This is a genomic window from Bacillus sp. 3255 (assembly GCF_031456485.1).
Lineage (GTDB): Bacteria > Bacillota > Bacilli > Paenibacillales > NBRC-103111 > Paenibacillus_E.
Map to the genome: position 1 here is coordinate 232,011 of NZ_JAVDUS010000007.1, position 26,759 is coordinate 258,769.

The following is a 26,759-nucleotide window of genomic DNA, read 5'->3' on the forward strand; positions in this document are numbered from 1 at the left end:
GTAAAAAATCACAACCCCTCTAAAGTTTTGCCATCCCACAAATGGCGTTAGTTTTCTATACTTGTAGCGTGTGCATGACGGGGAGGAGGAGCAGGAATGAAATTTAGTAACGGGAAAGTTAGCGGGATCCAAATCGCTTATATCGGCGGAGGCTCCATGTACTGGGCGAAAAATCTGATTGCCGATCTGGCTCTGGACGATCAGCTGTCTGGTACGGTCAGGTTGTATGACCTCGATTATGACAAAGCTCGAAATAATGAAAAGCTGGGTAACTCGGTTTCGGACTATGCGGAAGCGAAATCCAAATGGACATATCAAGCGTACCCGACGCTCAGAGAGTCGCTTACCGGTTGCGATTTTGTATTTATTTCGATTCTTCCTGGAACGTTCCGGGAAATGGCATCGGATGTTCATGAGCCAGAGAGATACGGCATCTATCAAGCTGTTGGCGATACAACCGGACCCGGAGGTCTAGTTAGAGCGCTGCGTACGATCCCGATGTATGTGGAAATTGCCCAGGCCATTGAACGTTATTCTCCGGATGCCTGGGTGTTCAATTACACGAATCCGATGACGCTCTGTACCAGGACCCTCTATGAAGTGTTCCCGAAGATCAAAGCGTTGGGCTGCTGCCATGAAATCTTCGGCACGCAGGGCTTGCTGATTCGCATGCTGCGCGATATGGAAGGGATCGAAGGCGTGCACCGGGATGATGTGAAGGTTAATGTGCTTGGCATTAATCATTTTACATGGATCAATCAAGCGACATATCAAAATTTGGACTTGATGCCGATGTACCGGCAATTCGCAGACAAGTATTACGAATCGGGCTTTGAGCATAACAAAGACGCTTGGATGTCGAATCCGTATACAGGTGCCAACCGGGTGAAATTCGACTTGTTCCGGCGCTTTGGCGTTATTGCGGCAGCGGGTGACCGGCATCTGGCCGAATTCATGCCGCCCTGGTATTTGAAGGATCCGGAGACAGTCCGAACCTGGAAGTTCGGACTTACGATGGTTCACAGCCGCGTAGAGAAGCATAAGGCAACAGAGCTTTACTACGGTAAGCTTCTAAGCGGGGCAGAGAAGCTGCAATTGAAGCCGTCGGGAGAGGAAGAGGTCCGGCAGCTCAAAGGGCTGATCGGGTTGCAGACATTCATTACGAACGTCAATGTTCCGAATCAGGGGCAAATGCAAAATATTCCGATAGGAGCGGTCGTGGAGACGAACGCCGTGTTCTCTGCGAACAGCTTGCGCCCGGTTCATGCGGGTGCGCTTCCGGCGGCAGTGAACAATCTGGTGCTGGGGCATACGGTGAATCAGGAGCTCATTCTGCAAGCGGCACTTCAAAAAGACAAAGCGTTAGCGTTCCATGCGTTTGTGAACGATCCGCTTATGACTATCGATGTGCGGCAGGCTGAGGAACTGTTCGACCTCATGCTGCATAACACGAAAGACTATTTGCCGGGATGGAACATCTGACGGAGGCAAAGTATAGACCCTAACGACAAAGAGGTGCGGCAATGGGAATTGTTTATGATCCGGATTCACAAATCTTCCATTTACAGGGGAAGTCAAGCAGCTATATCATGCAGCTCGTTAAATCCAAATACCTCGCTCATGTCCATTGGGGAAGTCGGGTACGGGGAAGCCGCCTTGGTGCTCAGCTTGCGATGAGACGCCGGTGCTCGTTCTCGCCGTCCACTGATCCTGACGATCTGACGCTGTCGCTCGATACGCTGCCGCAAGAATTTCCTGCGTACGGCGGAAGCGATTTCCGCGTTCCCGCCTATCAGGTTCAGCTGGAAGACGGTTCAACGGTCAGCGAACTGGTCTATGAGTCCCACCGGATTTACGACGGCAAACCGCAGCTGGAAGGCTTGCCTGCGACATACACGGAGCATGCCGACGAAGCGGAAAGCCTTGATATCTTGCTGACCGATGCGGCAATCGGGCTAACGGCCGTACTTACTTATACGGTTTTCCGTGATTTCGATGCGATTTCCCGGTCCGTTCGTTTCATCAACACAAGTGAGCGGCCCTTGAAGCTGCTCCGTGCGTTCAGCTTCGGGATTGATTTCCCGCATGCGGACTTCGATATGCTTCACTTATCCGGTACTTGGGCCCGCGAGCGCCATATCGTTAGACGCCCGATTACAGCCGGCGGTTCGGTCATTGAGAGCCGCAGGGGGAGCAGCAGTCATTCGCTCAACCCGTTCATGGCGCTGCTATCGAAGCAGGCGGACGAAGACACGGGTGAGGCTTATAGCTTCAGCCTTGTATACAGCGGCAGCTTCGCCGCCCATGCGGAGGTCGATCCTTACGGAACGACCCGTGTCGTGATGGGGATCAACCCGTTTGATTTCACCTGGCTGCTGGAGGCGGGGCAGCCATTCCAAACGCCGGAGGCTGTTCTCGTCTATTCGTCAGAAGGTCTCGGCGGCATGTCGCGCACCTATCACAAGCTGTATCGCACGAGGCTTTGCCGTGGCATATACCGCGATCGTGACCGCCCGATTCTCATTAACAACTGGGAAGCCACTTATTTCAACTTCGACGCGGATACAATAGAGGCGCTGGCCAAAGTAGGGAAGGAGCTGGGGATAGAGCTCCTTGTGCTCGACGACGGCTGGTTCGGCAAGCGAGACAATGACCGCAGCTCGCTGGGCGACTGGTTCGTCGACCGCGGCAAACTGCCTGCAGGCATGCCTGATTTGGCCGCCCGGGTGAATCGGCAAGCGCTGGCCTTCGGGCTGTGGTTCGAGCCGGAGATGATATCCCCGGACAGCGAATTGTACCGCGCCCATCCCGACTGGTGTCTCCATGTGGCGGGACGCCGCAGAACGGAAGCGAGACATCAGTTGGTGCTCGATTATTCCCGGCAAGATGTGAGGGCGTACATCGTCAAGGTCATGACAGATCTATTGGCAGGCTGTCCGATCGCTTATGTCAAATGGGACATGAACCGCAATCTGACGGAAATCGGCTCGGCGCTTCTTCCTCCGGAGCGGCAGCGTGAGACGGCACACCGCTATATGCTGGGTGTGTATGAAGTCATGGAGCGGATCACCTCCGCATTCCCGGGCGTGCTGTTCGAGAGCTGCTCCGGCGGCGGCGGAAGGTTCGATCCGGGCATGCTGTACTACATGCCCCAAACGTGGACCAGCGACAATACAGATGCTGTGGAACGATTAAAGATTCAATACGGAACAAGCATGGTCTATCCGATCAGCACCATGGGTGCCCATGTCTCCGCTGTCCCTAATCATCAAGTGCACCGTACGACCCCTATAGATATACGGGGACATGTGGCCATGTCGGGCAATTTGGGCTATGAGCTGGATTTGACCGTTTTGACAGAGGCAGAGAAAGAGGCTGTCAAACGCCAGGTTGCTCTGTACAAACAGCTGCGCCCGCTCATTCAGTTCGGAGACTTTTACCGCCTGATGAGTCCGTTCCAAGATACAAAGGCAGCCTGGATGTTCGTTTCGGAGGATAAGAAGCAGGCGCTGGTTGCCTATTTCCAAGTGCTGGGGGAACCTAATGCACCTCTGAAGAAGCTGAGATTGAAGGGGCTGGAGGCAGCCGCCGATTATCGTGTATACGATGCGGATGCGCCGGATGAAGCAGCGTTCTGCTTCGGCGGCGACGAGCTTATGCATATCGGACTGCAGTTACCGGTTTGGAAAGGTGATTTCCGGAGCCGACTATATCGAATACAAATGGAGGAATGAGCATGAGGAAGCTGCGTTTGAGCGAGTTGAGCAATGTCACTAGCGGTCATATTTTAAAGGATGTATTGCCTGGGCAATATTTGTCTTCCGGCGGTCTTGCCTTCGCCAAGCAAGGAGAACGGAGCCATACGAATGACGGGCCGGACGGCAGAGACTACCATATTCACGGGGATTGCGAAGCCTTCATCATTATGCAGGGAACCGGGACGATGGAGATTAACGGGGAGCATATCCCAATCGCTACAGGGGACATTGTGATCGTTGAGCCGGGAGAGGACCATCATATGAACTCAAGTGAAGAAGATCCCATTGTAACGGTATGGTGCCATGCAGGTCCTCTGCGTCATAAAAACCAACAGCAGCAGGGGGATACTGTATGAACAAGGTCATAGCTACGGAGACGCACACGTTTCACTTGACCGGAGAGGAGCAGGGCTTCCGAGTTTCACTTTCCGCAGATAAGCTCGGGGACGGCCGCGATCTGATCCTGCTTCGCTTGGAAGCGGATGAAGCGCTAACGCCTTCTTCGCTGACACTGCGCTGGTCGCATCCCGCCTGTGACATCCAAGGCAGCTGGCATCCGGCACATGACCGGAACAAAAGCTTCAAAGCCGACTGGATGCGCGGTTTCCGTTCGAATGCGGCGGCATCCGCGCCGGTTCACGCGTTATTCAACAGCCAGGGCAGCAACCGGCTCACTTTTGCCTATTCCGATGCGCTCAATACCGTTCACTATGCGGGAGCGATCAGCGAAGAGACGGCTGAATTCCACTGCAAGGTTCAATTGTTTGTTGAAGAGACGGCGCCTTTTCAGACCTATGAAGCCAAGCTTCTTGTGGATACCAGAGATGTTCCCTATTATGAAAGCTTGCGCGGTGTAGGGGAATGGTGGAGCCGGATGCCGGAATATACACCGGCGTTCGTCCCTCACTCTGCCAAAGAACCGATGTATTCCACGTGGTACAGCATGCACCAGCGCGTGACGGATGAGCACATTGAGCAGCAGTGCCTCCTCGCGAAAAAGCTTGGGATGGAGGCCGTTATCGTCGACGACGGGTGGCAGACGGAAGATCATCGCAGGGGATATGCTTACTGCGGCGATTGGGAAGCTTATGACGGGAAATTCCCCGATATGAAACGGCATGTGGATGTTGTTCACACCTTGGGTATGAAATTTATTTTGTGGTATTCCATGCCCTTCATCGGTAAATACAGTAAGGCGTGGGACCGTTTCAAAGATAAGATCCTGCGGTATAACGACAATCACGGCGCTGCCGTGCTCGATCCGAGATTCCCGGATGTCAGAGAATACATCATTCAGAAATATGAAGAGGCCGTGACCGCATGGGGCTTGGACGGCTTTAAGCTTGATTTCATCGATACATTCTATTCGCCGGAGCAGCAGCTCCCCTCACAAGCAGAAGGCAAAGATTATGAATCGATCCCGGCGGCGGTCGACCGTCTCCTGACGGACTCCATCGGCAGGCTGCGGGAACTCAACCCGGACATCATGATTGAATTCCGCCAAATGTATGTCGGCCCGGCCATGCGGAAGTACGGAAATATGTTCCGGGCGTCGGATTGCCCGAACGATAGCACCCAGAACCGGGTGCGGACGATCGATATCCGGCTCATTTGCGGGGATACGGCCGCTCATGCCGATATGATCATGTGGCATCCGGAAGAACCGGTGGAAAGTGCGGCGCTGCAGCTCATCAACTGTTTGTTCTCCGTTCCGCAAGTGTCGGTCCTGCTGGATAAGCTGCCGGACGATCATTTGGCGATGCTTGCCCACTACCTTGTTTTCTGGAAGGAGCATCGCGCATTGCTGCTGGACGGCTCAATGGAACCGATGAACCCTGAGCTTTTGTACCCGCTTGTCCGGTCTGTGAAAGGAGATCAGGGGATTGTCGTCACGTATTATGACAGCGTGGTTCCTCTTCCAACGACCGGCTCCGTGCGGAAGTGGATCGTGGTCAACGGAAGAAGGCAAAATGGAATGATTTTAGACGTATCCGGCAAGCCGACCGCGGCATGCAGAGTGATCGTCCAAACATGCACGGGAGATATTGTGGAAGATTCGTCCGTTCAACTGGCAGCAGGACTGCATAAGCTTGACGTTCCCGCCTCAGGCATGGCCACCCTTTACCTTTTATAGCTCATATTTCTTACTTCATTAGGAGGCTGTAAGCATGAATTATATGGCAAATGAACATCGGTATTCGAAGATGTCTTACTCCCGAACGGGGCAAAGCGGGCTTAAGCTTCCCCCGATCTCGCTAGGATTATGGCACAATTTCGGAGGCAGAGATACCTTCGAGAACAGCAGAGCTCTGGCGCGCCATGCGTTTGATTTGGGGATTACGCATTACGATTTGGCGAACAACTACGGACCTCCTGCAGGCTCTGCGGAAGAAACGTTCGGGCAAATTATGGCAAGGATTTGCATCCGTACCGCGACGAGTTGATCATCGCCTCCAAAGCGGGGTACCGGATGTGGGAAGGACCCTACGGTGAACGGGGTTCCCGGAAAAGCATGCTAGCCAGTCTCGACCAAAGCTTGAGACGGATGGGGTTGGATTACGTGGATATTTTCTACTCCCATCGCTTCGATGCCGAAACGCCGCTTGAAGAAACGATGGGTGCTTTGGATCAAGCTGTCCGGCAGGGGAAAGCGCTATATGTCGGCGTTTCGAATTATAACGTGGAGCAAACGGAGCAAGCCACTCGCATATTGAAAAGCTTGGGGACCCCCTTTGTCATCCACCAAGTGCATTATTCCATGTTCGAGAGACGCTTGGAGCAGGGACTGCAAGAGCTCCTGGCCCGTGAAGGCATCGGGTCGATCGCGTATAGCCCGTTAGCCAGGGGGCTGCTTACAGACCGTTATTTGGAACATATTCCGGCTGATTCGCGCGCTGCCGGAGGCAGCGTTTTTCTTAAACCGGAAGATATTACTGAGGAGAAGATCGCCAAGTCAAGAAGATTACATGTTCTGGCGCAGGAACGCGGTCAAAGTCTGGCTCAGATGGCTCTGGCATGGGTGCTGCGCAACGGGCAAGTTACCTCAGCATTGATCGGGGCAAGTAAAGTGAAGCAATTGGATGACAATGTGGCCGCATTGCAGCAAACCTATTTCTCGGAAGAAGAGCTGGCGCTCATCGATCAAATTCTCGCCGGAAAGGAGGTTTGAAGGTATGGAGCTGCAAGCTAGCAAGGAAACGTTTGCCAAGCGGATTATGCAAATGTCCGTACTGGATACGCACACCCACCTTGTAGGTGACCGTCTGGCTGCCAGGGATTTCTGGGAGGTCGCCCATTATTTCTGGCTGCACCGTGAGATGCAGGCGGCAGGCTATTCGGCAGCCCCCATGGAACTCCCGGAGGATGAACGCATTGCGGCGTTCCTCGAGGCTTACCATGGAACGCGGAATACGCTCATGAACATGGCGTTTACCCATATTTTCAGTGATCTTTATGGCATCACGATCAGCGACGAGGACTCGGTGCGGGAGGCGGATGCTGCCGTAAGGCAGTCCAACCTTAATGCGGGCTGGGCACAGGAAGTAGCCGACCGGATGCAAGCGCAGCAGTTTGTCGTGAACATTGCTGAGCATGCGGAGTTTCAAGGCATGAAACGGAATGCCATTCTCATCCCGCGTATCGACGGCAAGCTGGGTGCATGGGTCAAGGAGATCGAATCCTCGCCTGACCCGGCCTCTGCTTTTGCACAAACATGCCGGAACCTGGTGCACCTGTTCGACAGCTATCAAGCGGATGGCATTCAAGGCATCATGACGACTCTGCCGAGATACGAGGCCAGCGCCCACCGCAAGGTCGTCATCGGCCAGGGCAGCACCAAAGATGACATCCTGATGATGATGCTTCACGAAGTAGGAGCGGCAGCCGAGAAGAGGGGGCTGCTTGTGCAGCTGTTTCTCGGCGTGGAACGCTCCTGGTGCGGAACCGCTGTTCCTGCTAACGATCCCGCACGCATCCTAAAGTTGTCCGCCTTGTTCGAAGCCTATGGCTGTCCGTTCGAACTCGTTGTAGCTTCCGAAATGAACAATCTGGATATCGTGCAGGCGGCATGGAATTTCCCGAATGTGCACGTCGGAGGGCATTGGTGGTTCAACTTCCGCGCGAGCACCTACCGTGACAGCATGCAGTATCGTTTGGAGGCGCTTCCTGCGATGAAAAGCTCGCTTATCGTTTCCGATGCCCGCTGCATCGAGTGGAGCTATGGCAAAATTACCGTCATAAAACGGCTCGTTAGCGAATTTCTGTGGAATCAAATTGAAGCAGGCTGGATTGATCATGCCCTGGCACTGCGTATTGCTGAAGATTGGTTGTATCGAAGTGCAGCGAAGCGCTATGGTGTAGAGTCCTGACAGAGGCTCTCTCCATGGCTGTCGATCGTAAAAAAACACATATCTCGATAAGTTACACCATCCCTGAGTGCTTATAACTCTTGTAAGATAGAGAAGTACACAAACTGCTGCAGGCATGAAGGGGAGGAGAACATGGCAAGTAAAATTCAGCCATCCGATCGAACGGTTTACGAATTCTCATCGCAGAGTCAGAAATGGGCTTTTATGCGAAAGCATTGGCCGATTTACGTGATTTCGTTGCCGGGAATTATATATTTCTTGCTTTTTAAATATATCCCGTTATTCGGATCCGTTATTGCTTTTCAAAACTACAACATTTTCAGAGGGATCAAAGGAAGCCCTTGGGTCGGTCTCGAAAATTTCCATCGCATGTTCCAGTACACGGAGTTTTTGCAGATTTTAAAAAATACGATTTTGATCGGCATCTATGATTTGGTCTTTGCCTTTCCGGTGCCCATTATTTTGGCCCTGCTCATTAACGAGCTGCGGATGCTGACCTACAAAAGAATTGTGCAAACCGTCGTCTATATGCCGCACTTTCTATCATGGGTTATCGTTGGCGGGGTTGTCGTCGGCGTGTTGTCGCCGTCTACCGGGATCGTCAATCATCTCCTCGGATTATTCGGAATTGACCCGATTTACTTCCTGGGAGAGAACGAGTACATTCGTACGATTCTGATCTCCTCCGGCATTTGGAAGGACAGCGGTTGGGGCACGATCATTTACTTGGCTGCTATTGCAGGCATTAACCCCGATCTGTACGAAGCCGCCCAAATCGATGGGGCCAGCCGAATTCGGCAGGTGTTTGCCATCACCATACCAACGATTCTGCCTACGATTGTGATTCTGTTCTTGCTTCACATCGGAAACTTTCTCGACTTTGGCTTCGAACGCGTCTTCGTCTTCCTGAACCCGCTTAACAACGAGAATGGGGAAATTATCGATACGTTCGTCTACCGCGCGGGACTCGTCGATCGACAGTACAGCTATACGACCGCTATCGGGTTGTTCAAATCGGTGGTAGGTTTAGCTTTAATCATGATTAGCAACACGTTCAGTAAAAAGATGACCGGTGAAGGCTTGTATTAATAGCCTGTAAAGAAAGGAGGCAGCTCGCGATGATCATGACTAGAGGCCATAAAATATTTAATATTTTCAATATTATACTGCTCGCAGCACTCGGTTTAAGTATGGTGCTACCGCTCATCCATATCATCGCTCAATCCTTGAGCAACAACGTCGCCATTAACGCAGGGCAAGTATCGTTGTGGCCGGTTGGCTTCACACTTGGCAGCTATAAGCTGATCCTGCAGGATCCGACGATTTGGCTGGGGTTCCGGAACAGCATCATCCTTACCGTTTTCGGTACGCTCATCAATTTATTTATGACGACGACGCTGGCTTATCCGTTATCCAGACCTGAATATTTGTTCCGTAAAACGATTCTGATCATGGTGCTATTCACGCTCATTTTCAGTGCACCGTTGATTCCGAACTATTTGCTAGTAAAACAGCTTGGACTTCTTAATACGCTGTGGGCCTTAATGCTCCCAATGGCCATCAGCGCGTTTAATTTATTCGTCATGCGGTCGTTTTTCCTGAACCTGCCTATTGAGCTGCTGGATTCAGCCAGAATGGATGGCTGCGGTGAGTTTCGCATCTTGTGGAATATTGTCCTTCCGCTTTCCAAACCGGCACTTGCCACCATGGGCATTATGTACGCAGTCGGACATTGGAATCGATATGCGGAAGCCGTCTTCTATATTGACAACCGGAATTGGATTCCGCTCCAGGTTCGTCTGCGGGAAATTGTATTTACCGATCAGTTCGGCCAATCGGACGTATCGTCGGAGCTGATGCTCTTCCTGTCACCGGAAGGAATTAAAATGGCGGTCATTGTTGTTGCTACGGTACCGATCCTGCTCGTATATCCGTTCTTGCAGAAGCATTTTATTCAAGGTATGATGGTCGGATCTGTCAAGTCTTAACCTATCGGTGTACCAATCGTATAAAATGACATACCTCCTTAAATTTATACATTCAGAAAAAATATGACAGTCGCTATGATAAGGATGAAATCGCTTGCAATCAATGTGGAAAGAAGGGGTTATATGAAAAAAACGATCTCTCTCACTCTGGCTGTCATCATGGCGGCCTCCGCACTCACCGCCTGCTCGTCCGATGGAAAGGTAGCGGAACAAGCTTCCTCGCAGCCGTCCGCCGGCGCCAAGAAAGAACCGGTCAAGTTCTCAATCCTGTTCCCGACGACGGTAAGTACAGGCTATCATACCCGTGTGCCGGATTTGAACAAGGACAAATGGGTGCTGAAGCTTGAGGAATTGACCAACACGGATTTGGATGTCAAGGTGATGGAGGATGCCAAGTTCGGCGTCATGTTCGCAAGCAACGATATTCCGGATGTGGTCGGCAGCATTGGCGGTCCTGGCAGCAAATCGATGTCCGGTTCCGTCGAGAACGGTGTTTTCATGCCGCTCGATGATCTGCTGAAGCAGTATGCCCCAAATTTGCTTAAGAGCGTTCCGAAAGCAGCTTGGGACAGCGTTTCATATAACGGAAAAATATATGGTATTCCGGAATATTTGAGCAATCCATCGCGCCGCTCTACGTACATACGCACCGACCTTCTGGAGAAAGCCGGCCTTCAGCCTCCGAAAACGGTGGATGAATTCCTGAATGTGCTGCGGGCGTTCAAGAAGCTGGGCGTCGAGAGTCCGTATCAAATGCGTGAAAACTTCAAGTACGCTGACGTCGTTCTCGGGGCATACGATGTGTTGCCGTATAAGGACCAGTTTGAGCTGGTGAACGGCCAGGTTGTTCCGAAATTTTTCGATGTGGAAAATGTACAGAAAGCACTCACAACGTTCAAAACGATGTACGACGAGGGTCTGATTCCGAAAGAGTTCGCGACGGTCTCTTCCACCGATTTCACCAAAAGTATTGAATCAGGCAAGGCGGGCATTTGGTCGCAGAACGCTTCGGGGCTGCCGGGCTACCGCACGAAGATTCAGCAAGCCGTTCCCGGCTCGAAGGTCGATATTATCGACTCGCCGAAGGGACCTGAGGGCAAAGGCGGATACTTCTATTACGCACCGGTGATCCGGACGTTCTTCATTAACAAGAATGTGAAGCAGGAAACGGCAGCCGGCATCGTGAAAATGTTCGAGTGGATGATTTCGCCGGAGGCCGAAAACTTCTTCACCTTCGGTATCGAAGGAGACACGTACACGAAAGACAGCTCCGGTAATATTAACTATAAGTTCCCGACGACGAAGGAAGAGACGGATGAGGAAGGCTTCCGCAGCGGAACCTTATGGGCTGTGCATGATTCCACTTACAACAAACCGAGATTAATGCTCAATGAAGACGGCAAAGCTACGTTGAAAGCATTTGATACGGTGCTGACGAAGGAAGGGCTGCCAGGAATCGGGTTCTATCCGGATCTGAGCACGTTCTCTAAATTCCCGGATCTGGCGGCACCGCAGCCCGACGTAGGTCCGAAAATCATCATCGATCACATGATCAAAATGATCTATGGCAAAGAGCCGATTTCCGATTGGCCGAAAGTCATCGAAGAATATAAAGCCAAAGGCGGCAACGAAATTATTAAAGAAGCAACCGATCGTTGGAACAAAAAGCAGGGCGCCATCATGATCGATATCAAATAAGAAGGTCATTTTATTGGGAGAGTACCCTTTTTGCAGATCAATCTGCTGCTGGATACTCTCTTCTTTTGATAAATATACAAGATTTGCAAGGAGGTAGTTTGCACGTGAAAGCCATATTGGTTGGGTTGGGTTCCGCAGGGTATAGCTGGTATAAAAGGCTTCGTGCTCAAGGGTTGTTAGCGGCCGTTGTGGAGGTGGACCCGGCCATGAAGGAGAAAATGCAGGATGATCCGTATCCCTTCTATACATCGCTGAAGGAGGCCTTGGAGCAGGTACCTGCGGATTTCCTGGTCAATGTGACCTCTCCGATGATGCACACGGCGGTGAATCAAGCGGCATTTGACCATCAACTGGCGGTCTTGTGCGAGAAGCCGATTTCCTTCGACTATCGGGAATCGGTAGAGGTCGTAGCGAGGGCACAGCGGGAGAAGATCCCTTTCATGATTGCCGAGAACTACCGGAGAATGCCGTATATCCGTAAAGTGAAGCAGCTTCTGGACGAAGGGGTTATCGGCACCTTGTCTTCCATGGACGTGCAGTTTTACAGATACCATCACGTAAGCCGGAAGTATACGGTTAGCATTTTAGACGACATCGGTGTTCATCATTTTGATTTATTGCGTTATTTCAGCGGATATGAAGGCGTATCCGTTCAGGCCAAGTTATACAATCCGAACAACGCTTGGCTCGAAGAAGGGGCAGTAATTAATGCTTATGCGTTCCTTGAAATGGAGAACGGCATCACAGCGTCCTATCAGGCATCGATTTCATCAAGAGGAACGGAAACGCCATGGAGCGGCAACTGGAGAATTGAGGGTACTGAAGGGGCCATTGAGGTTGTGGATAAGGAAATCCGTGTCATTCGGAACGGAGAGACGAAGCTAGTCAACGATTATAGCGGTGTGGATGAAACGGATACTTTGGCGGAGTTTCTGCGTTCTCTTCAGGAGGGACGCGAAGCCGAAACAAGCGGCAGAGATTATTTGAAGACGCAGGCCCTTGTGCATTATGCCAAGCTGGCAAGCGAATCCGGTCAAGCTCAAATGATTCAGGTTCCGACACTATAGCGAAATGGAGATTGAAGCATGACAAGTGCAAATTGGGAACAGAATGCGCCGGGTGTTTGGCGCTTGACGATACAACAGCCTCAGGGGATCACTCCCCTATCTTGGATGGGCGTCTCGCCTAACAACGAAGCTTTGCAGCTAATGCCTCAGGTTCAACCGCCTTTCGGCTGGGACTGTGTCCATCTGGAGGAAGCAAACGGAAGTATCATCCTTTCCTTCCCGCTGAACCCTACGGAGAAGCTCTATGGCACGGGCCTTCAGCTTCTGCGGATGAACCAGCGGGGCAGAACGCGGTATTTGCGTGTCAACAGCGATCCGAAACAGGATACCGGCGAAACGCATGCGCCCGTTCCCTTCTATGTAAGCGATCAGGGGTATGGTGTCTGGGTGGATACGTCCCGCATCGTGACGATGTATTGCGGCTCCACCTTGAAGCAGAAGGATACGCATCACGAACACATTCGCGACCGGAATACGGATCGCGGCTGGAAGGCGACGCCGGTCGCCTCCCGGGTGGAAATCCGCCTGCCGGCTGAAGGCGCAGCTGTCTATGTGATCGGAGGTCCGACGCTGGCCGATGTGGTGGCCAGATATAATTTGTTATGCGGTGGCGGTGTCCTGCCGCCTAAGTGGGGGCTTGGCTTCTGGCATCGCGTCCCGACGCTGTACACCGATAAGTTAGTGCTGGAAGAGGCCGCTCAGTTCCGGCTTCACGATATCCCCTGCGATGTGATCGGACTGGAACCGGGGTGGCACAGCCGCAGCTATCCGGTCAGCTACGAATGGGAGAAGGAGCGGTTTCCCGACCCTGCGGGCTTTGTGAAACAGCTGGGGGATCAAGGCTTCCGCGTCAATCTCTGGGAGCATCCGTACGTCTCGCCGGAGAGCGAGTTGTATGCGGCGCTGCAGCCGCTCTCCGGCAGCCATACGGTATGGGGAGGGCTTGCCCCGGATTATTCGCTGCCGGAGGCAGCGGACTTATACAAGAACCAGCACGGCGATCAGCATGTGGATATCGGTGTGTCCGGATATAAGCTGGATGAATGCGACGGCAGTGAATTAACCAATAATTCCTGGATGTTCCCGGCACACGCCCAATTCCCCTCCGGCATGGACGGGGAGCAGATGAGGCAGATGTATGGCTTGATGTTTCAGAAAATGACGGCGGATCTCTTCCGCAGCCGAAACCGCCGGACGTACGGGCTGGTTCGGGCATCGAATGCAGCGGCATCTACAATGCCGTATGTGCTGTACTCCGATTTGTATGATCACAAGCAATTCATCCGCGCTCTGTGCAGCTCTTCTTTCAGCGGCTTGCTGTGGACGCCGGAGGTTCGCCGGGCGAGGAATGCTGAAGATTGGGTAAGGCGCATGCAGACGGTATGCTTCTCCCCGCTGGCCATGCTGAATGCCTGGGGAGACGGCACTAAGCCGTGGTCGTTCCCCGAAGTGGAAGCGATTGTCCGGCATTACATCAAGCTGCGGATGAGGCTGCTGCCTTATTTGTACACGGCGTTCGCCGTCTACCGCGAGAAGGGGATTCCGCCGTTCCGGGCGATGCCTTTCGTCATGTCGCCGGCGGAAATTGCTGCGGCTGAGGCAAGCGGCGCCAACGACGAGACTCAGCAGCTGAACACTACGGATGCAGCCTACGGGAAGAAGGTCGTGAAGGAATGGGACGATCAGTACATGATCGGCGACCTGCTGCTGGCGGCTCCGCTGGTGGAAGGCGAGACGGAGCGCGAAGTGCTGCTGCCAGCCGGCATCTGGTACGGACTGGAGACCGGGGAGCGGTACACCGGCGGCAGCGTCATCCGCGTTCGGGCCGGCTTGGAAACCATGCCTATTTTTGTGAGAAGCGGCTCCGTTATTCCTACGATGGCTCCTCTGCCGCACGTTCCGGCTTCAGGGGCTTTCGGCGAGATCGAATTCGTGCATTTCGGAGACGAGCCGGGTACGGGACTGCTCTACGAGGATGATGGCGACACCTTTGATTATGAGAAGGGGATCTGCACCTGGTGGCAAGCGTCGGTTACGCATGATGAAGAAGGCCATTATGCCGGTACAATCGAGGGGAACGGGGCGTCGCCGGCTTCGTTGCCGGCTATCGGATGGAGATTCGCGCAAACTCGTTTGGAAGACTAAGGAAACCATGCGGATTTATTGGTTGATGAACCTGATGCACTGAGTTATCATAATTGGACTAGAGCACTTAGCAGCATAAGGGGGTCTGGACATGCATGTACTGATCGTAGACGATGAACCGGTTATTCGCAGAGGCATGGTGAAGATGGCGGAGCTGTACACCCCCGCCTTCACCAAAGTTCAGACGGCTGAGAACGGCGAAGCGGCTTTGGAGCTTATTCGGGTATCGGAGCCGGACCTCGTGCTGACCGATGTTCGGATGCCCAAAATGGATGGACTCGAGTTATGCCGAATTATTCATGAGGACTTTCCTCATATCAAGACGGTGGTTATATCCGGCTACAATGATTTTGAATATGCGCAGAAGAGTATGAATTACGGTGTCAGACATTATCTGCTGAAACCGGCTACGAAATCCGATCTGCACGACATGCTGGACCAGTTGATCAAGAAGCCTGCCAGCAGCTATATGCCGCCCTCGCGGTACATCGAGTGGATCGATCAGATGGAGGAGCAGATCTGGGCTCTGCAAACGGAGGAGATCGCCGGCCTGATCGTGCGTTGGCGCGAATACTGCTTGTCTGCGAAATTGTCGTTAGCTCAGCTCAAAGAGCTGTTCAACGATTGTCATGCGATGCTTGTGAAACGCTTCCATTCCCGTAATTACTCACCAGCCGGCTTCTCCGCTCATCAGCAGGCAGGTACGGTGAAAGAAGCGCTGGATGCGTTCGAGAAAAGTCTTCTGCACATGATTAACGAGCTTCATGCCGTCCGGAGCGGCAATTTCAAGGATCCGATGGAGGAGGCTAAAGCGTATATCGACAGCAGGCTGTCCGAGGATATCTCGCTGGACGAAGTGGCGGCTATGGTGGGACTGACGCCGACGTATTTCAGCTCGCTTTTCAAAAAAATTACCCAAGAGACCTTTGTTCAATACCGGATTAACAAGCGGATGGGAAAAGCGAAAGAAATGCTGGAGATTCCGCATGTGCGAATTGTTGACGTTGCCGCCGAGGTCGGGTATGACGACTATCCGCATTTCACGAAAACGTTCAAGAAAATAGTCGGCGTCTCCCCGTCCGAGTACCGCGCCAGATTGGGTATTAAATGAAAATCAGAGGCTTTACGAAGAAAATATTCGTATATTTCCTAATCGTGATTATCGTTTCACTGAGCTGCGTCGGTTTTTTTTCGTACATCATTACGTCGGGTGAGCTGGAAGACATGGTCGAGAACCAGATGAATCAGATTGTCGGAAACGCGGTTCATCATACGGATCTATATTTGAATGACTATGAACGTTCCATCGTTTCGCTGCTGACGAACAGGCAGATCATGGAGTTCATTGACCTGCCCGCCACAAGAGAAGAGTACGATTATTACACCTATCGGAAAACGATCCGGGAATTTAGTGTCGACCCGTTATTCATACGGAATCCCAAATTGGCAGCCGTCTACTTAATTAGCGATAAGAAGAATGCCGTTTACTATTATAACAATGTCACTGAGATGTCCTTCGGTGCCGAGGATGTTCAAAGACAACGGGAATATTTCCTTGCGAACACGACTGCGGATGGGAAGTTAAGCATTCTCAACCACACGATTATTGAAGGTCAGGATAATCAAATGCTGACGCTGGTCCGACGTATTCGCGGCTATACTTCCCCGGAGCTATCCGGCTTGCTCGCGATTGAGATGCGTTCAGCGGATCTGTCCGCGCTGTGGAAAGGCATTGATCTAGGAAAGTACGGGTATCTGTTTATCATTGATGATAAAGGACGCTTCATTTATCACCCTGACGGGCGTAAAGTCGGCTCGGATGTGCCGCAGGCGTTCTTCCAGAAGCTCAACCAAGCCGGCTCAAGTTCCTTTACGGATAACAGCGAGGGAGATGAACGAAGATATGTGGCCCGCCAATCGGATTATTCCGATTGGCAGCTTGTCGTTTCCATGCCGGTACGCGAGCTGCGCAAGCCGCTTTCGAACATTCGTTCGACCACGCTGGTCGTTGGTCTTTTTACATTGGTCTTGGCGATCCTGCTGGCTTACAGGTTCGGTAAATCTATTGCCAAGCCGATTCAAACCCTGAAAACAGGCATGCGTGAGACGGAGAAAGGGAATTGGGCTACCATACCTCTCCCGCCTCATCGGGATGAGATTGTTGAGCTCATGGTCCGATACAACCAGATGGTGAAGAGGCTCTCTGATGCTGTGGACCGCGTCGTCCAAGTGGAGCTGAGCAATACTGAAATCAAGATGGAGCGCCAAAAAGCCGAGTTTCAATCGCTGCAGCTGCAAATCAATCCGCATTTTATGTACAACACGTTGGAGACAATCGTATGTTACGCCACCATTCAAGACTCCGAGGAAATCTCTGAAATTGTAAAGGCGCTTGCTTATATGCTGCGATATTCCGTCCAGACAAATCTCGAAGAAATTACTGTGGCCAACGAGTTAAAGCATGTCCTGTATTATTTGGTCGTGTTGAAGCATCGCATCGGCCGGGATTTCGAAATCGATGTCGCTATCCGCCCGGAATATCTGCTGCATGTTATGGTTCGCCTGACGCTGCAGCCGCTCGTTGAGAACGTTTTCCAGCATGCATTCCCGGACGGCTTGGAGGATTACCATTTTGTGCGGATTGACGGAGGTGTCAGCGAAGGGATTTTCTGGATTTCCGTTGAGGATAACGGAGCGGGCATGTCAGAGGTGCAGCTAGCGCAGCTGCAAGAGAAACTGAACGCCAACAGGCTGGCGGACGGCGAAGCGGATGAGGCGGGGAAAAAAGGCGGAATCGGTGTTTTGAACGTCCACCGCAGAATTCAAATGGTTTATGGCGAGCAGTACGGTCTTAGAATTGAAAGCAAGTTTGAACGAGGAACGAAGATGACGATGGTGATGCCGGCATTGCCGGATCAAGCTATTTAGTCACCTAGTCGACAGCATCGAAATCGAGGGTGGATGGCGGTAGCGTGATTCGAATTGTGAAATCTATCGATTAAGAAACGGGCTATCACGCATTGTGTTAGCCCGTTTCTTTTTATTTGTGAGAACAATATTTTTCAGAATACTGCAAGTTACAAAAGAAAATGGATCCCCAGGATCCGATCTCGATCGGCACGATCGGTCAGAATCGTCCGGAGATAAATACTTCTTCAATAGATTCCTAATATTTTCCTAATGGACTTAGGCTAATATCTTATTACAAGTAGTTACTTAATTAACTTTCGAAATAAGATATAGAACGGAGAATTATATTATGGAATCTATTCTTCAAGAAAAAATTGAAACCTTAAGAACTGAAATGATAAATCAAGTTTTAATAAACGGGAGTCTTACACATGAGAGAGTAGTTTCGGTAAGTCAGCTTTTGGATAGATACATTTTGCTATATCAAAAATTTATATTAAAGCAAGCAAAATTGAAGTGTATTTGTTGACCGGATATGAAAAAGACCCTCATTGCAGTTTCATTGCATCGACGGTGGATGCCTGCGTAAAACGGGCCTCTCTCTTATCTGCGAACCTGCTGAAAAAATGGAAGGCGGTCAAGTTTAAGGTAGGTGGCCGGATGAGTAAAAATGGCTACGGGTATGTGCTGCATTATGCGTCATACACCCCGAACATCGGCAAGTTCCAGGAAGACAAGCCAGGAAGACAAGTCAGGCGTCAAGACGACCGGGTTTCTGTTCTCTCCGCCGAAGGAGTCCAAGAAAGGCGTCATCTATGCACCGACAGGTCCGGGGCTCTGCATGGATGTGGCGACATTGAACGGGTTACTGCGCAAAGCTTTGCAGGTTTGATACAGCGCTAGATGAGGGCCGGGACTCCGATGGGGTTCCGGTTTTTTGATGTAGGGTTAAAGTGAATCTTGAATCCGGTTAATCGATCTTGAAAACGGTTAATGGGAAGCAATTAGGGCTGTGGTATAATGACATTCAAGCTTTCTAAGCAACGACCTTTGAGAGGGAGATCTTGAATGAGTAAAGATCAAGGTTTATTCGGCAAATGGATGAAGAGAAAGAGCGTGTTTGTTACCCTCCTCCTTTCATTTATCTTCGTTTTTATGATTCCGGTTATGATCGGCAGTGTGGTTTATTTGAAAATAGAAGATATCATGGTGCGCAATGCCTACAGAGCCAACTCTGTCATGCTGGAACAATTGAAGTATGTAGTGAACAGCAAAACACAGGAAGTGGACTTTCTAATGAGGCAGATCGCTTTTCACCCGAAGCAGCAGCTGTTGATGCAGCAGGGAGAGGAATCTTCATCCAGCGATGTTTATGCCTTCATTGAATTTATGAAAGAACTGACTCGTTATAAAGCCTATAACACATTTATCGAAGACATGTACGTGTATTTCGGCAATACGGATACGGTTCTAACGGCTTCAATGAAGACGGATGCCTTCACATTGTTCGATAACATATACAAATACAATGATATGACCTTTGACGACTACCGCAGTAAGATTCTTTTGGGCAACCACAACAAAACGTACATGCATACTGTCCTATCTACGAGCAATCTGAAGTCGGAAAACATGATTACGTTTGTCCAATCGCTTCCATTCGGAGAATATAACCGGCGCGCAGGCAGCCTGGTTATTCTAATTAACGAAGATGAGATAAGGAATCTCCTGAAGGAGGTGGAGGGACTGCATCAAGGCGCGGTCTATGTACTGAATAAGGAGAAAGAGCTGCTGATTGGGCCCTCTGACGGCAAGGTGCCCTACGATCAATTCAAGGAGATGATTACTGGCGAGAAGGGAGAGCTTCTTACTACCGTAAACAAGGAAGAGATGTATATATCGTATACAACATCCTCTGAGAATGATTGGATCTACCTGTCAGCCTTTCCCAAAAGCCTCGTGTTGAAGCAAGTCGATCAAGTCAAAGCCTGGAGTCTTGTTGCGGTAGCGATCTGTCTCCTGCTGGGCATATTTCTTTGTGTTTATTTAACACGAAGACATTACTCCCCCATCCGAGAGTTGGTCACCATGATATCTCGAGGCCGTACAGAGCCATCGGTTGAACCGGATAATGAGCTCAAGCTCATACGTGAAACTGTAGAGTCTTTATTCGGCAAAGAGAATGAGCTGGAGGATAAGCTGGCCCATCAGCTGCCGATGATCCGCTCACATTTCTTATCCAGACTGATTCGTGGACAGGTCGATACCTCAACGATTACGGTTCATGATTTGGATTTGCTGAATCTGCAATTTCAATATGAATGGTTTGCTACGATGATTATCGATATTGAGGACAGCGCCCGATTCATGAAGGAAGATACGGAGCGGGAGTGGATTTTGCTTCGTTTTATTGTGATTAATTTAAGTAACGAACTCTTAGACGGTAACGGCTATGAATTCGAGGAGGAGAAGAATCGAATCGTCGTGTTGTTCAATTTCAATCATGAATCAGCTGAAACCCGGCAGCGTATCGATGAGTTCGGGTCACGACTGTTGAATGTGATGCGGGAACGTTTTAAAGTCCGGATCTCTTTGGGCATTAGCGGGAGACACGAGGGGATCGGCTCGGTGACGAAGTGCTACGACGAGGCCATGTTAGCCCTGAGTTATAAGATAATTAGGGGGTCACAAGATATCCTCTATTATGATGAAGTCAAAACTAAGGATTCGATATTCTATCGTTTCCCCAAGGATCTGGAGGTTCAATTAACCAATTACACCAAACATGGTGACCATCAGAATACAGAGAGGCTGCTGAACAGTCTGTATGAATTGAATGTTAACCATAACCAATTGTCACCGGAGATGGGGCGGTGGTTTTTCCTTGATTTGCAAAGCATTCTGTTCAAGCTTATGGAAGCCCTGCGTATTGACTACAGTCAAATCTCCCATTGGCACATGGATCCGAATCAAGTGTGGGCAGAGTCCGGCACGATGGATCAAGCATTTGAGAAGATAAAGTCCACTTACTTGGAAGTATGCGGGCTGGTTAAAGAGGATAGAAGCGATCATGGTGAGCTTTTATACCGTAAAATCATTGCTTTTATTGAAGAAGAGTATGGCAACAACAATCTGGGCTTGGCTATGATCGCGGATTATCTGCACCTTAGCCCTATCTACATTTCCTCCTTCTATAAGAAACATTGCGGTGAGAACATCACCGATACCATCACTCAAATGCGTGTTGAACATGCCAAGCGGCTGTTGGCTGAGGGCTTAACGGTACAAGAGGTTGCCTTACAAGTCGGGTATGCCAGCAACATTGTTTTGACCAAGGTATTTAAGAAAGTCGAGGGCATTACGCCAGGGAAATACCGTGAGCAATTGGAAAATGCGAAGATGAGTTAAGCCATATTGAGAATGGATAAGTCGAGATGTTAAGGAGAGATAACTTATATAAAATCCATATTCTTTAACCGTCAAGCCGGTTCGGTTATTGTAGCAGCAAGGGCCAGAACATCCTTCAGATCGGCAGGCTCCTAACGTAGACAATCAAGGAGGGCTTATCAGGTGAACAAAGCAGATGGCAAGAAAGCGACAAGGATTGCACTAACAACGATCTTGACGGCAGCAATCGTGGCAGGTTGTACGTCGAACCCGTCGACAGAAGGAGGGGCTTCTCCGAAACCCAATACATCCTCCGCCTCATCCGAGTACCCGAAAGCATTCAGCTACTGGGTGGAGCTGGATGGAGATTCCGCGATCTCATTGAAGAATTTCAACGAGAATGCGGCATATAAGGAGATGGAGAAAATCACCGGCACTAAGGTCGATTTCAAACATCCGACTGGAGGCGGTACGCAAATTCAGGAGCAATTTAATCTCATGGTGGCATCCAGGAATTTGACGGACGTCATTCAAACGAACTGGTTCAATGTGGCTCGCGGTCCGCAAAGTGCAATTGATGATGGAACGATTATTCGATTGAACGATTTGATTGACCGACATGCACCGAACTTCAAGAAATACTTGTCGGAGCATCCGGATGTCGCCAGCATGATTAAAACCGATAAAGGCGATATTTATGCCTTCCCGTTCATTCGCGGAGATGACAAGATTAAGGTTTATTACGGTCCTGTCATCCGCAAGGATTGGCTGGATAAAGTAGGGCTAGGAATGCCAACAACGATTGACGAGTGGGAAAAGGTGATGATCGCCTTCCGCGACAAAGACCCGAACGGGAACGGCAAGAAGGACGAAATCCCTTTCCTGCTGGAGGTATCGACGGTACGGAATGAGCTGCTGAACGCTGTGATCGGGGCTTGGGGGATTCTAGATAAGTTTTATCAGAAGGATGGAAAGATTTATTATGGCGAAATGCAGCCTGAATTCAAGGATTTCCTGACAACCATGCGCAGGTGGTATAAGGACGGACTCATTGATAAAGATTTCGCCGCTGTCGACGGCAAGCTCAAGGATGCCAAAACATCCAACAACCAATTGGGTATCCTATACGGCTATTCCAGCGGTACAATCGGTAAATTTACAGACTTGATGAAAGATACCGTTCCCGGGTTCAAAATGGCGGCGCTGCCGCATCCTACCCTCAAACAGGGAGATACGCCGGCTGCGGGCATGATTAGTCCGACGTACCCTGGCGAACACTCGGTTGCTATAACAACAGCAGCGAAGGAACCGGAGAAGATCGTCAAGTGGCTGGATTATGCCTATGGACAAGACGGGAATATGCTCTTCAACTTCGGGATTAAAGGGCAAAGCTATGAGGTGGTCAACGGGAAGCCGGTGTTCACGGATACGATTAAGGCGAACCCGAATAAGCTCACCTTCAAGCAAGCGCAGGCGCAATTCATGCGTTCTCAGTATGGCGGACCCTTCATTCAGGATGTAGAGTCCTTCCTCCAGCAAATGAAGTACCCGGAGCAGCTGGACTCTCTGGAGATATGGTCCAAAGCGAAGAATCAGCTGCAGCTGCCGCTAATGACGTTGACGGCAGATGAAAGCAAGAAGCTCGCCTCCATTATGAATGACATCAATACCTTCTCCGATGAAATGATTGTGAAGTTTATTATGGGGGAAGAGCCCATTGATAATTTCCCTCAATATGTAGAGAAGCTGAAGAAGTTCGGCATTGAAGAGGCAATTCGAATCCAGCAGAGCGCATTCGAACGCTATTCCAAGCGATAAGAAACAACGAGCCGGAACGGATCGATTCCGGCTTTCTTTGTCATCCCATTTTTTCAAATAACGATTGCCAGAAGGAGGATGTCACTTGCAAATATTCGTTATCAGGCTGCTCAAGGATCTCCGAACGAATAGAACGATTTACTTCATGCTGCTGCCTGTATTGGCGTATTATCTTATTTTCCAATATGGCCCTATGTATGGCCTGCAGATCGCATTCAAGGATTTTATTCCGGCCAAGGGATTCATCGGGAGTCCTTGGGTAGGCTTCAAACATTTCGAAGAATTCTTCGGAAGCGTATATTTTGGACGGATACTCAAAAATACACTGCTGCTTAGCTTATACAGCCTGGTCTTCTTCTTCCCGGCAGGTATCATCTTCGCCTTGCTGCTAAATGAAATTAAGGGCCATGTGTTTCGAAGAGCAGTTCAAACCATTTCGTACATGCCGCATTTTATCTCCATGGTGGTCATTGTAGGCATGATGTTCGACTTTCTGGCACGGGACGGCATGATCAACCACCTCTTGGAGCTGATTGGATTGGAGCCCATCTCCTTTATGCGTACCCCTGGCTGGTTCAGAACGACATACATCTCCTCGGATATTTGGCAAAATATCGGGTGGAGCTCCATCGTATATCTGGCAGCCATCAGCAGCATCAACCCCTCACTGTATGAGGCTGCGCGAATGGATGGTGCCAGCAGGTGGAGGCAAATATGGCATGTTACTCTTCCTGGCATCATGCCAACGGTTACCATTATGTTCATCTTATTCATCGGTAAGTTCATGACGGTCGGTTTCGAGAAGATCATCCTCATGTATAATCCGGTCATCTATGAAACGGCCGATGTGATTCAAACCTTTGTGTACCGGAAAGGGATCCTGGAAGCGAACTACAGCTATAGCGCTGCTGTAGGTTTATTCAATGCAGCGATCAGCTTTACTTTGCTAATTGTAGCGAACATGACGGCCAAAAGGCTTGGGGATACCAAATTGTGGTAAGGGGGAATCGAAATGCTTATGAAGCGTTCCTTAGGGGAACATGTCTTTGATCTGAGCAATACTGTTGTAATGGTCCTCATTTCTTTAATGACCTTGTATCCCTTGATCTACGTGCTTTTTTCATCCTTAAGCGACCCGCAGTATGTCGTACAGAACCGCGGCTTGCTGCTGTACCCGCATGGTTGGAATCTTGATGCTTACCGGATGGTTTTTCGAAATCCGAATATATTGACCGGGTTTGGCAATACATTTTTTTACGTAATCGTAGGTACAGGCCTGAATATTTTGTTGACGTCATTGGGGGCTTACGCGTTATCCCGCAAACAGGTCATGCTGAAGAATCCGGTTATGTTTCTCATCGTGTTCACCATGTTTTTCGAAGGAGGATTAATTCCGCTTTATCTATTGATGAGAAATCTCGACCTGCTGGACACTCGCTTGGCCATCATACTGCCGTCAGCGGTTAGTGCCTTTAATTTGATTATTATGCGCACCGCCTTTCAATCTGTCCCGGAAAGTCTTGAGGAATCGGCGAGAATGGACGGAGCCGGCGACTGGACCATTCTGTTCCGTATCGTGCTCCCGCTGTCCATGCCGGTCGTTGCCGTTATGATTTTGTTCTACGGCGTGTCCCATTGGAATTCATGGTTTTATGCGACGATATTTCTGCAGACAAGAGACTATTTTCCGCTGCAGGTGATCCTAAGGGAAATTTTAATTAGTAACGATACGAACGCCATGTCTGTCGGCGTCGGAACCTCCGATCAGATGGCAATTGGAGAGACCATCAAATACGCGACTATTATCATAGCAACCGTACCGATTTTATTTCTATATCCGTTCCTGCAAAAATATTTCGTAAAAGGCGTCATGATCGGAGCGATTAAGGAGTAAGGCAAATTTGGAGGAGGAACAGATATGCTGCGTTTATTCAAGACCAATAAGATTCGCAAGGTGATTGAAATGGAAGGGGATTGGGATTTCCAGCCATGGCTGGCGGAGGAAGCTGTTCCGCAAACCTATAGCTATCGGCTCCCCGTTCCGGGATGTTGGGAGATGCATCCGGCATTTCAAACTTATCGGGGAAAAGGCATCTACCGGAGATATGTGGACATTGCAGAGAAGTCATCGATCCGGTTCAATTTTAAAGGAGTCAGTCATACGGCAACGATTCTGTTTAACGGTATGGAGGTAGGCTCGCATTACAATGCGTATACACCATTTTACACCGATGTGATTCATGATGTGGAACCAGGCCGCCATGAGCTTATCGTCATCGTTGACAATTCATTTCACGAGCAGTCTAAGCTTCATTTTGCGAATGATTACTACACGTATGGGGGGATTATTCGTCCGGTTGGACTGGAAGTTGTATCTCCTGTGTTCATAGAGCGCATCCAATTCACACCACGGTTTCAAGATGGCGTATGGGGAGGGGCAATCACCGTCACCGTCAAGAATAGCGGGACACGCGATGCCGAGGCCGTAATTCGCGGGGGACTAGCAGGAATCCAATTCGTCCTGGGCAAGACCTGCATCGAAGCCGGTGCAACAGCCGCTATTCATGGTACCGTCGTTTGTCCGAATGCGGAACCATGGTCTAACACGAACCCCGTCTTGTATCTCCTGGATGCGGAATTATATATCGATGGAGAGATCGTTCCTTCCGATGATTTAATCGAAAGGGTAGGCTTCCGCAAAGTAACCGCGTTGAACGGAAAAATTCAACTCAATGACAAAGATATCGTACTCAAGGGCTTTAATCGTCATGAGGATCATCCGATGGTCGGAGCGGCTTTTCCTTACCCATTAATTGTTCAGGATATGGAACTCATGATGGCAGCAGGGTCGAACGCGGTGCGTACAAGTCATTATCCGAATGACGAGCGTTTCCTGGATTTATGCGACGAAAGGGGAATGATGGTCTGGGAGGAAAATCATGCCCGCGGCTTCCAATTGGAGCATATGCTGAGCCCGGGTTGTCAGGAACAGTGCCTTGCCTGCAACGAGGAGATGGTGCTCAGCCATTACAATCATCCGAGCATTATCATCTGGGGGATTCTGAACGAATGCGCGAGTCACACGCCTGAAGGACGGGAGCTTTATAAAGAACAGCTTACACAAATACGGGAGATGGACGGCTCGCGCCCTCTCACCTATGCGACACACCATCGGGAGAAGGACCTGTGCCTGGATCTGGTTGATATTGTTTCGTACAACTTGTACCCTCAGTGGTATACGAACGAGGATCCCTCTGTGCTCTGCGACCAGGCAAGAAGTTGGGCAGATGCTGGGGGAGGGCTTGGCAAGCCGATGATCATGAGTGAATTCGGAGGCGACGGTTACTATGGGCTTCGCGATTCCACCAGGGTCAGAGGGACGGAAGAGCGGCATGCCGATATCATAGAAAGTAACCTGGCGGCGTATATGCAGAAGCCTTATGTTTCAGGCATGTTCATCTGGCAGTTCTGCGATTGCCGTGTTGTGGAGGACACGGGCTGGCTGCTGTCCCGTGCAGGGACACAGAATAGTAAAGGCATCGTGGACAGGTACCGCAGACCGAAGCTGGCCTTCGAGGTGGTCAAAAAATATTTTCGTAGTACAAGTCGTATAGAATAAGA

Annotated in this window: 19 protein-coding genes and 1 pseudogene; all 20 read left to right on the plus strand. The window is 50.3% G+C overall.

Annotated features, from left to right (window positions below; all coding sequences use genetic code 11):
• Positions 1–96 precede the first annotated feature (96 nt).
• Positions 97–1,482, plus strand: coding sequence for a family 4 glycosyl hydrolase (locus J2X61_RS13135; RefSeq protein WP_310188242.1), 1,386 nt, complete (start codon positions 97–99; stop codon positions 1,480–1,482).
• Between the two features lie 41 nt (positions 1,483–1,523).
• A complete protein-coding gene (locus J2X61_RS13140; RefSeq protein ID WP_310188243.1) occupies positions 1,524–3,734 on the plus strand; it encodes an alpha-galactosidase in 2,211 nt (736 codons plus the stop codon).
• Positions 3,735–3,736: 2 nt separating this feature from the next.
• Positions 3,737–4,114, plus strand: coding sequence for a cupin domain-containing protein (locus tag J2X61_RS13145; protein WP_274470266.1), 378 nt, complete (start codon positions 3,737–3,739; stop codon positions 4,112–4,114).
• The gene (locus J2X61_RS13150) at positions 4,111–5,892 is read left to right on the plus strand and encodes a glycoside hydrolase family 36 protein (RefSeq protein WP_310188244.1); all 1,782 of its coding nucleotides are present in this window, start codon (positions 4,111–4,113) and stop codon (positions 5,890–5,892) included. The genes J2X61_RS13145 and J2X61_RS13150 overlap by 4 nt, the downstream gene beginning before the upstream one ends.
• A 34-nt stretch (positions 5,893–5,926) precedes the next feature.
• A pseudogene (locus tag J2X61_RS13155) lies at positions 5,927–6,927 on the plus strand (aldo/keto reductase).
• Between the two features lie 4 nt (positions 6,928–6,931).
• Positions 6,932–8,125: a glucuronate isomerase gene (locus J2X61_RS13160; RefSeq protein WP_310188245.1), complete on the plus strand. Its 1,194-nt coding sequence runs from the start codon at positions 6,932–6,934 to the stop codon at positions 8,123–8,125.
• A 132-nt stretch (positions 8,126–8,257) separates the two neighbouring features.
• The gene (locus J2X61_RS13165; RefSeq protein ID WP_274470261.1) at positions 8,258–9,214 is read left to right on the plus strand and encodes an ABC transporter permease; all 957 of its coding nucleotides are present in this window, start codon (positions 8,258–8,260) and stop codon (positions 9,212–9,214) included.
• Positions 9,215–9,243: 29 nt separating this feature from the next.
• A complete protein-coding gene (locus J2X61_RS13170; RefSeq protein ID WP_310188246.1) occupies positions 9,244–10,113 on the plus strand; it encodes a carbohydrate ABC transporter permease in 870 nt (289 codons plus the stop codon).
• A 123-nt stretch (positions 10,114–10,236) separates the two neighbouring features.
• On the plus strand, positions 10,237–11,811 hold the full coding sequence (locus J2X61_RS13175) for an extracellular solute-binding protein (protein WP_310188247.1): 1,575 nt from the start codon (positions 10,237–10,239) through the stop codon (positions 11,809–11,811).
• Between the two features lie 104 nt (positions 11,812–11,915).
• The gene (locus J2X61_RS13180; RefSeq protein WP_274470258.1) at positions 11,916–12,878 is read left to right on the plus strand and encodes a Gfo/Idh/MocA family protein; all 963 of its coding nucleotides are present in this window, start codon (positions 11,916–11,918) and stop codon (positions 12,876–12,878) included.
• 18 nt (positions 12,879–12,896) lie between these two features.
• A complete protein-coding gene (locus J2X61_RS13185; protein ID WP_310188249.1) occupies positions 12,897–15,023 on the plus strand; it encodes a TIM-barrel domain-containing protein in 2,127 nt (708 codons plus the stop codon).
• Positions 15,024–15,114: 91 nt separating this feature from the next.
• Positions 15,115–16,134, plus strand: coding sequence for a response regulator (locus J2X61_RS13190; RefSeq protein WP_274470255.1), 1,020 nt, complete (start codon positions 15,115–15,117; stop codon positions 16,132–16,134).
• A 44-nt stretch (positions 16,135–16,178) separates the two neighbouring features.
• Positions 16,179–17,951 (plus strand): cache domain-containing sensor histidine kinase, encoded by a 1,773-nt coding sequence (locus tag J2X61_RS13195; RefSeq protein ID WP_310188252.1) that lies wholly within the window; start codon positions 16,179–16,181, stop codon positions 17,949–17,951.
• A 331-nt stretch (positions 17,952–18,282) separates the two neighbouring features.
• On the plus strand, positions 18,283–18,462 hold the full coding sequence (locus tag J2X61_RS13200) for a Spo0E family sporulation regulatory protein-aspartic acid phosphatase (protein ID WP_310188253.1): 180 nt from the start codon (positions 18,283–18,285) through the stop codon (positions 18,460–18,462).
• A 165-nt stretch (positions 18,463–18,627) separates the two neighbouring features.
• On the plus strand, positions 18,628–18,825 hold the full coding sequence (locus J2X61_RS13205) for a hypothetical protein (protein WP_310188254.1): 198 nt from the start codon (positions 18,628–18,630) through the stop codon (positions 18,823–18,825).
• A gap of 176 nt (positions 18,826–19,001) precedes the next feature.
• Positions 19,002–21,341 carry a helix-turn-helix domain-containing protein gene (locus J2X61_RS13210; protein WP_274470251.1) on the plus strand — a complete coding sequence of 780 codons (2,340 nt, stop codon included), beginning with the start codon at positions 19,002–19,004 and terminating at the stop codon, positions 21,339–21,341.
• Positions 21,342–21,503: 162 nt separating this feature from the next.
• Positions 21,504–23,138, plus strand: a complete 1,635-nt coding sequence (locus J2X61_RS13215) for a type 2 periplasmic-binding domain-containing protein (RefSeq protein WP_310188256.1) — start codon at positions 21,504–21,506, stop codon at positions 23,136–23,138.
• 145 nt (positions 23,139–23,283) lie between these two features.
• Entirely contained in the window at positions 23,284–24,138 is an 855-nt protein-coding gene (locus tag J2X61_RS13220) for an ABC transporter permease (protein ID WP_379240379.1), read from the plus strand.
• Between the two features lie 12 nt (positions 24,139–24,150).
• Positions 24,151–25,032 carry a carbohydrate ABC transporter permease gene (locus J2X61_RS13225; protein ID WP_274470247.1) on the plus strand — a complete coding sequence of 294 codons (882 nt, stop codon included), beginning with the start codon at positions 24,151–24,153 and terminating at the stop codon, positions 25,030–25,032.
• Between the two features lie 24 nt (positions 25,033–25,056).
• Positions 25,057–26,757, plus strand: coding sequence for a glycoside hydrolase family 2 protein (locus J2X61_RS13230; RefSeq protein WP_274470246.1), 1,701 nt, complete (start codon positions 25,057–25,059; stop codon positions 26,755–26,757).
• Positions 26,758–26,759 lie beyond the last annotated feature (2 nt).

Excerpts from the sequence above, each read along its gene's own strand:
- J2X61_RS13135 (WP_310188242.1), top strand. The coding sequence starts at position 97 with ATGAAATTTAGTAACGGGAAAGTTAGCGGGATCCAAATCGCTTATATC.
- J2X61_RS13140 (WP_310188243.1), top strand. The coding sequence starts at position 1,524 with ATGGGAATTGTTTATGATCCGGATTCACAAATCTTCCATTTACAGGGG.
- J2X61_RS13145 (WP_274470266.1), top strand. The coding sequence starts at position 3,737 with ATGAGGAAGCTGCGTTTGAGCGAGTTGAGCAATGTCACTAGCGGTCAT.
- J2X61_RS13150 (WP_310188244.1), top strand. The coding sequence starts at position 4,111 with ATGAACAAGGTCATAGCTACGGAGACGCACACGTTTCACTTGACCGGA.
- J2X61_RS13160 (WP_310188245.1), top strand. The coding sequence starts at position 6,932 with ATGGAGCTGCAAGCTAGCAAGGAAACGTTTGCCAAGCGGATTATGCAA.
- J2X61_RS13165 (WP_274470261.1), top strand. The coding sequence starts at position 8,258 with ATGGCAAGTAAAATTCAGCCATCCGATCGAACGGTTTACGAATTCTCA.
- J2X61_RS13170 (WP_310188246.1), top strand. The coding sequence starts at position 9,244 with ATGATCATGACTAGAGGCCATAAAATATTTAATATTTTCAATATTATA.
- J2X61_RS13175 (WP_310188247.1), top strand. The coding sequence starts at position 10,237 with ATGAAAAAAACGATCTCTCTCACTCTGGCTGTCATCATGGCGGCCTCC.
- J2X61_RS13185 (WP_310188249.1), top strand. The coding sequence starts at position 12,897 with ATGACAAGTGCAAATTGGGAACAGAATGCGCCGGGTGTTTGGCGCTTG.
- J2X61_RS13190 (WP_274470255.1), top strand. The coding sequence starts at position 15,115 with ATGCATGTACTGATCGTAGACGATGAACCGGTTATTCGCAGAGGCATG.
- J2X61_RS13200 (WP_310188253.1), top strand. The coding sequence starts at position 18,283 with ATGGAATCTATTCTTCAAGAAAAAATTGAAACCTTAAGAACTGAAATG.
- J2X61_RS13205 (WP_310188254.1), top strand. The coding sequence starts at position 18,628 with ATGCGTCATACACCCCGAACATCGGCAAGTTCCAGGAAGACAAGCCAG.
- J2X61_RS13210 (WP_274470251.1), top strand. The coding sequence starts at position 19,002 with ATGAGTAAAGATCAAGGTTTATTCGGCAAATGGATGAAGAGAAAGAGC.
- J2X61_RS13220 (WP_379240379.1), top strand. The coding sequence starts at position 23,284 with ATGCTGCTGCCTGTATTGGCGTATTATCTTATTTTCCAATATGGCCCT.
- J2X61_RS13225 (WP_274470247.1), top strand. The coding sequence starts at position 24,151 with ATGCTTATGAAGCGTTCCTTAGGGGAACATGTCTTTGATCTGAGCAAT.
- J2X61_RS13230 (WP_274470246.1), top strand. The coding sequence starts at position 25,057 with ATGCTGCGTTTATTCAAGACCAATAAGATTCGCAAGGTGATTGAAATG.